Source organism: Solemya elarraichensis gill symbiont (genome assembly GCF_002021095.1).
Classification (GTDB): domain Bacteria; phylum Pseudomonadota; class Gammaproteobacteria; order Chromatiales; family Chromatiaceae.
Genome location: NZ_MPRK01000129.1, coordinates 1 through 5,221 on the forward strand (window position 1 = coordinate 1; position 5,221 = coordinate 5,221).

The following is a 5,221-nucleotide window of genomic DNA, read 5'->3' on the forward strand; positions in this document are numbered from 1 at the left end:
TCAGCATCAGCGTCAAATTCAATCTCTGCAGAAATATTGAATTCAAAATCGCCTGCTCCGCTGCCATCGACAACGCCTTCTAATGGCCCCCAGTCGCCGCGGTTACCCCAACGATCACGGCCATCCCAGTAGTCGCCCTCCCAGGGCTTGGTGCGACGGTCAAAGTCCCAGCCATCGCGCCACATTGACCAGCGGCGTTCACGAGGATAGGGGTTCGATGCATAGGCGGGAGGGTAGGCATACTCCGGAGGTGGTAACTCACTCTGAGTCGGGTATGCCGGCTGATAGTAGGGCTGAGCAGCAGTCTGGCCTGAAATCATGATCAACGCAGCTGCTGATACTGACTGGGTGACTGTTTTGCTCATCGTGCTCTCTCCCGTAATCATCTTGTGTTGATTGTATCTCAATGCTTCAAGGCAGACAGGTCTGTCTCTTTCAGCAGTGCCTGGCAGGTTGCAGGCAGTACTGGTTTTGGACGCGGTTTCTTCACAACTGGCTTGTCCGGCTGGTTTTCCGGATACCAGGAAGCCAGTTCTGTACCGCACCCATCTCCTGCCGGGGGAGGGGATTGCGGTTTGCATTCGACTGCGCCTGCGGGGCACTTCAGGCGTACGTGGAAATGGGAGTCGTGTCCCCACCACGGACGTACCTTGTTGAGCCACTTGCGACTACGCCATTTTTTTTCGCACAAGGATTTCTTGATGGCAGGGTACACAAAAATACGCGCGATACGTTTGTCATCTGCCGCGAACCTGATCATCTGAGCCTGCTTGTCTGTCCAGACTCTTTTGTCGACAACAAACGCTTTTATATCAACCATGGAGACAGATTCGAGGTCGCCCTTGTTGCTATTGACGTTCTTGTAGTCGAGCGGTAGCCAGATATCGGCATCAAGCCCCGTCTGGTGACTGCGATGGCCCTTGGTAAATGGGCCACCTCTTGGCATAGCCATGTCTGCCACCAACATCAGGCCGAGATTCTCTTTTTTGACTTTCGTGCCAAGATCTTCCAGGAATTCAACAAGTTTCGGGTGACCGTGGTTTCGATGTCGCTTGAGCCGAACAACCTGGTAACCCTTGCCGTGTGCGGGTAAGGCCTCTGCACCAATCAGGCAGCCGTTGGCATAGCTTCCGACGGGCTCGGGCGTCAGTTCAAGCGGTGACTGGAACTTTTCCCATGGATTCGAGGCGGCGCAGGCTGCGCTGGAGATTAAAATGGCAAGCAGGGTCAGGTTGCGAATCATGTGATACTCGTATTGAAACAGCTCATATATATTTAAGATTAGCAAAGATCCTTTGCTGCCGCATGTGCGGATGACCATGCCCATTGAAAGTTATAGCCGCCAAGGTGTCCTGTGACATCGACAACTTCGCCGATGAAGTAGAGGCCGTTTTGTGTTTTGCTCTCCATGGTTTTTGATGAGAGGTCATCAGTATCGACCCCACCCAGTGTCACTTCGGCAGTTCGGTATCCTTCAGTAGAGGCGGGTTTGAGTTCCCAGTGGTGCAGTTCATGTGCAATTTCCGTGAGCCGCCGGTTCGGAATTTCCGTGATTGATTGGGCTGTTTCATCATTCCAGTATCTCTGTGCGAGCAGATCGACCAGCTTTTTTGGCAGTTTCTGTATCAGTAACTGGCGCAGGTTCGACTTTGGGTTGGTTTGCTTCTCTTCCAGAAACAACTGTTCGAGATCATCACCTGGAATCAGGTCAATGCTGACGGTCTCACCTGGTTCCCAGTAGTTGGAGAGTTGCAGGACAGCCGGGCCGCTGAGGCCGCGGTGTGTAAAAAGAATGTTCTCGGTGAAGGCGTGTTTGCCTGTCGAAATGGTGACTTCAATTGCAATGCCAGAGAGTTTTTCACTCATCTCCCTGAACCAGTCACTGAACATGAAAGGTACCAGTCCGGCCCGAGTCGACTTGACTCGCATGCCGAACTGTTCTGCGATCTGGTAACCGAAGGGAGTGGTATGCATTGTGGGGATGGAGAGGCCGCCGGTAGCAATAACCAGCTTGTCCGAGGCCAGTGTGCCTTTGCCGGTTTCAATTGTGTAGCCTTCGCCAGCTGTTATTTGTGTCACTTCACAGCGGGTTTCAATTGTCACCCCGGCCTTGCCACACTCGCTCAGCAACATGTCGAGAATCTCGCGTGCGGAATTGTCGCAAAAGAGTTGCCCATGATCACGCTCGTGCCATTTGATTGCGTAGCTGTCGACTAGTGCGATGAAATCCCACTGGGTATAGCCATTGAGTGCCGATTTGCAGAAATGGGGGTTTGCACAGATGTAGTTATCTGCCTCAACCTGGAGATTGGTGAAATTGCAGCGGCCGCCACCGGACATGAGAATTTTCTTGCCGGCTTTTGAGGTGTGTTCAATGACCAGAACACGCAGCCCACACTGGCCGACGAGAGAGGCGCAAAAAAGGCCTGAGGCTCCGCCGCCAACGATGATGACATCATAGTAATTCTCTGTCTGTGTCATTGTATGGGTGTCATGCAGATAAACAGAATCAGCATTCTCCGTTGAGTTAACCAGAGTTGCAACACTGTACGACAGAGCATCAGCAGTTGCGGGTAGAATGGTGCGACTATTCACAGGATTCTCACGCCGGAAAAAATAGATGGCAGACTTTTTATCGACAATTCAGTTTGCCTTAACGGTAACAGGGCCGATCATCGTCATTCTGCTCCTGGGTATTTTTCTCGCCAGGATAGGGATTCTGACCGAGGCTTTTATCGATTCCGGTTCAAAGCTGGTGTTCAATGTACTTCTGCCTTCCATGCTGTTTATCACTATCAGCAAAACGGGATTTTCCGGCGTTGCCAATTTTAAACTGATTACAGTCGGAATTGTTGGAACCCTGTGTGTGTACCTCCTGCTTGAATTGCTGGCAAATTACCTTGTGACACCTGCAGAGGAGCGGGGTGTCGTGGTACAAGGCGCATTTCGCTCAAATATGGGAATTATCGGGCTGGCTTATTGTTTTAATGGCTATGGTGAAGCCGGCCTGGCTGCGGCGTCTCTCTATCTTGGAATTGTCACTATCCTGTTCAATGTGTTGGCAGTGATTACTCTCAACCGATCACTCAACAGGCATCGTTCGATGCTTCAATCCTTCAGGGATATAGGAACGAACCCCCTGATCATTGGTATATTACTGGCACTTCCTGTTGCCTGGTGGGAGGTAGAAATCCCTTTTGTACTGTTGCGTGCAGGCGACTATTTTGCGCAAATGACCCTGCCATTTGCCCTGTTGGTCACCGGGGCCTCCCTGAGTCTGAGAGTATTACGATACGAAACCTTCAATGCGATGTTTGCAAGTGGCTGTAAATTGATCTTCGTGCCTGTGCTTCTGACTGGAGGTGGAATTCTTGTAGGCCTGCGTGGTATGGAACTCGGTGTGTTATTTATGATGACTTCTGCACCGACTGCGGCAGCAAGTTACGTGATGGTACGTGCGATGGGTGGTAATCCTGCGTTGGCGGCGAATATTGTCGTAGTGACAACCTTTGGTTCGCTGTTGTTTACGAGTATTGGTATCGCATCGATGCGTGGATTGGGCTTAATATAGTTGTATGCTTGCAATGATTTATTGACAGGAAACAGTATGGAATATCGGCAACTCGGGGAAACAGACCTAAAGGTCAGCGCACTCTGCCTAGGCACCATGACCTTCGGCGAACAGAACAGCCAGGATGAAGCCTTCGAACAGCTTGATTTTGCAGTTTCATCCGGTATCAATTTCATCGATACGGCAGAACTCTACCCGGTGCCGGGAAGGGCAGAAACCATGGGTAGAACCGAGGAGCAGATTGGTCAGTGGCTGGCTTCCCGGGGCAACAGGGATAAGCTTATAGTGGCGACCAAGGCGGTTGGGCGCGCGGACTGGATGGATTATATTCGCGGCCCTGACAATTGTCTTAGTCGTGAAAATATCCGAATCGCGATAGAGGATAGCCTGAGGCGCCTGCAAACGGACTACATTGACCTCTACCAGGTGCACTGGCCGGATCGCCCATCCAACTTTTTTGGTCAACTAGGCTACAAGTATCCCCAGCAGGACAAAGGTGTACCGATAGCAGAGACACTGGAGACTCTTCATGAACTCGTCAGGGAGGGCAAGATTCGCCATGTCGGTGTCTCCAACGAGACGCCGTGGGGTGTTGCCGAATATCTTCGTCTCTCACGTGAACAGGACTTGCCGCGCATTCACTCTCTCCAGAATCCTTACAGCCTTTTGAACCGGACTTTCGAAGTGGGGCTGGCCGAATTCTCTCATCGCGAGGCTGTCGGCCTGCTTGCCTATTCACCGATGGCGTTTGGTGTTTTGTCAGGGAAATATCTTCACGGTGCCTTGCCGGAAGGGACACGCCTGAAGCTGTTCAGCCATTTTGACCGTTACAGTAATCCCCGTGCAGTTGCCGCAACCGAGTCCTATGTCGGCCTGGCGAAAGAGTGGGAGATTGATCCGGCACAAATGGCGCTGGCTTATGTGACCAGCCGGTCTTTCGTGACATCAAATATTATTGGTGCAACATCAATGCAGCAGCTTGAAAGCAATATTGCCAGCTTCGGGATATCGCTCGACAAGGAGCTTCTAAAGGCGATTGATGGCATCCACGAGGAGCACCCAAATCCCTCCCCGTAACCAGCAAGTAGACGTAACCCATTAATCTGGAAGGATATTTTCTTACCCAGTACTGGAATTGTATAACTTATTGAAAATAAAGGGAAAAACAAGACATGAAATGCCTTGTAACTGCACTAATTGCTGCGCCGCAAAAATAATTTACCCGCACTTATTCTGTTAAGCTCTTGATTCAATGAAGCTTTTTTCATTAATAAATTTGTAACTTTCTGATTTATTGTCTATATTCTATTGAAGGCTGCAAGGTTGTCTGCAGACCGGGGCATCGCGTTATTACTTTGGCTGGGGAACAAAATATGTCAGATGCGAATCGGCACTCTGCTGAAAAGCAAAACAAGAAAGCGCACAAGAGCGCACAGAAAAAATCACAAAAGAACGAAAAGACCCGTTGGTTCAGTTATATGAAGGATGATGAACTGGCACCGGAAGAGACCCGTGATATTGCCTTCCTGGGGTACAATTAAACGGATGGAATTCAGAGTGGGTTAACTGGCAGAGATTGAATCTGCTGGCAGTAACTCCCGGGCTTATTTTTCAGCCTCTTTTCCCTTTGGGTCAAACATATCCATCATT

At 50.4% G+C, this 5,221-nt stretch carries 5 protein-coding genes and 1 pseudogene; 3 read left to right on the forward strand and 3 right to left on the reverse strand.

The features are described from left to right. The 3 genes and pseudogenes from BOW51_RS07325 to BOW51_RS07335 form a co-directional block, all read right to left on the reverse strand. Positions 1 to 365: pseudogene (locus tag BOW51_RS07325) on the reverse strand (hypothetical protein); the annotation flags it as partial. Between the two features lie 38 nt (positions 366 to 403). Further along, on the reverse strand, positions 404 to 1,243 hold the full coding sequence (mepA, locus tag BOW51_RS07330; RefSeq protein WP_078477111.1) for a penicillin-insensitive murein endopeptidase: 840 nt from the start codon (positions 1,241 to 1,243) through the stop codon (positions 404 to 406). 38 nt (positions 1,244 to 1,281) lie between these two features. After that, a complete protein-coding gene (locus BOW51_RS07335; protein WP_078477114.1) occupies positions 1,282 to 2,481 on the reverse strand; it encodes a BaiN/RdsA family NAD(P)/FAD-dependent oxidoreductase in 1,200 nt (399 codons plus the stop codon). A gap of 139 nt (positions 2,482 to 2,620) precedes the next feature. Between BOW51_RS07335 and BOW51_RS07340 the strand changes: the two genes are divergently transcribed. From BOW51_RS07340 to BOW51_RS11150, 3 genes are all read left to right on the forward strand, one after another. Further along, complete coding sequence (locus BOW51_RS07340) at positions 2,621 to 3,571, forward strand: AEC family transporter (protein ID WP_078477112.1); 951 nt, start codon at positions 2,621 to 2,623, stop codon at positions 3,569 to 3,571. A 36-nt stretch (positions 3,572 to 3,607) separates the two neighbouring features. Continuing rightward, positions 3,608 to 4,648: an NADP(H)-dependent aldo-keto reductase gene (locus BOW51_RS07345; protein ID WP_078477113.1), complete on the forward strand. Its 1,041-nt coding sequence runs from the start codon at positions 3,608 to 3,610 to the stop codon at positions 4,646 to 4,648. A gap of 296 nt (positions 4,649 to 4,944) precedes the next feature. Next, positions 4,945 to 5,112: a hypothetical protein gene (locus BOW51_RS11150; RefSeq protein WP_167367269.1), complete on the forward strand. Its 168-nt coding sequence runs from the start codon at positions 4,945 to 4,947 to the stop codon at positions 5,110 to 5,112. The last annotated feature ends 109 nt before the right edge of the window (positions 5,113 to 5,221 follow it).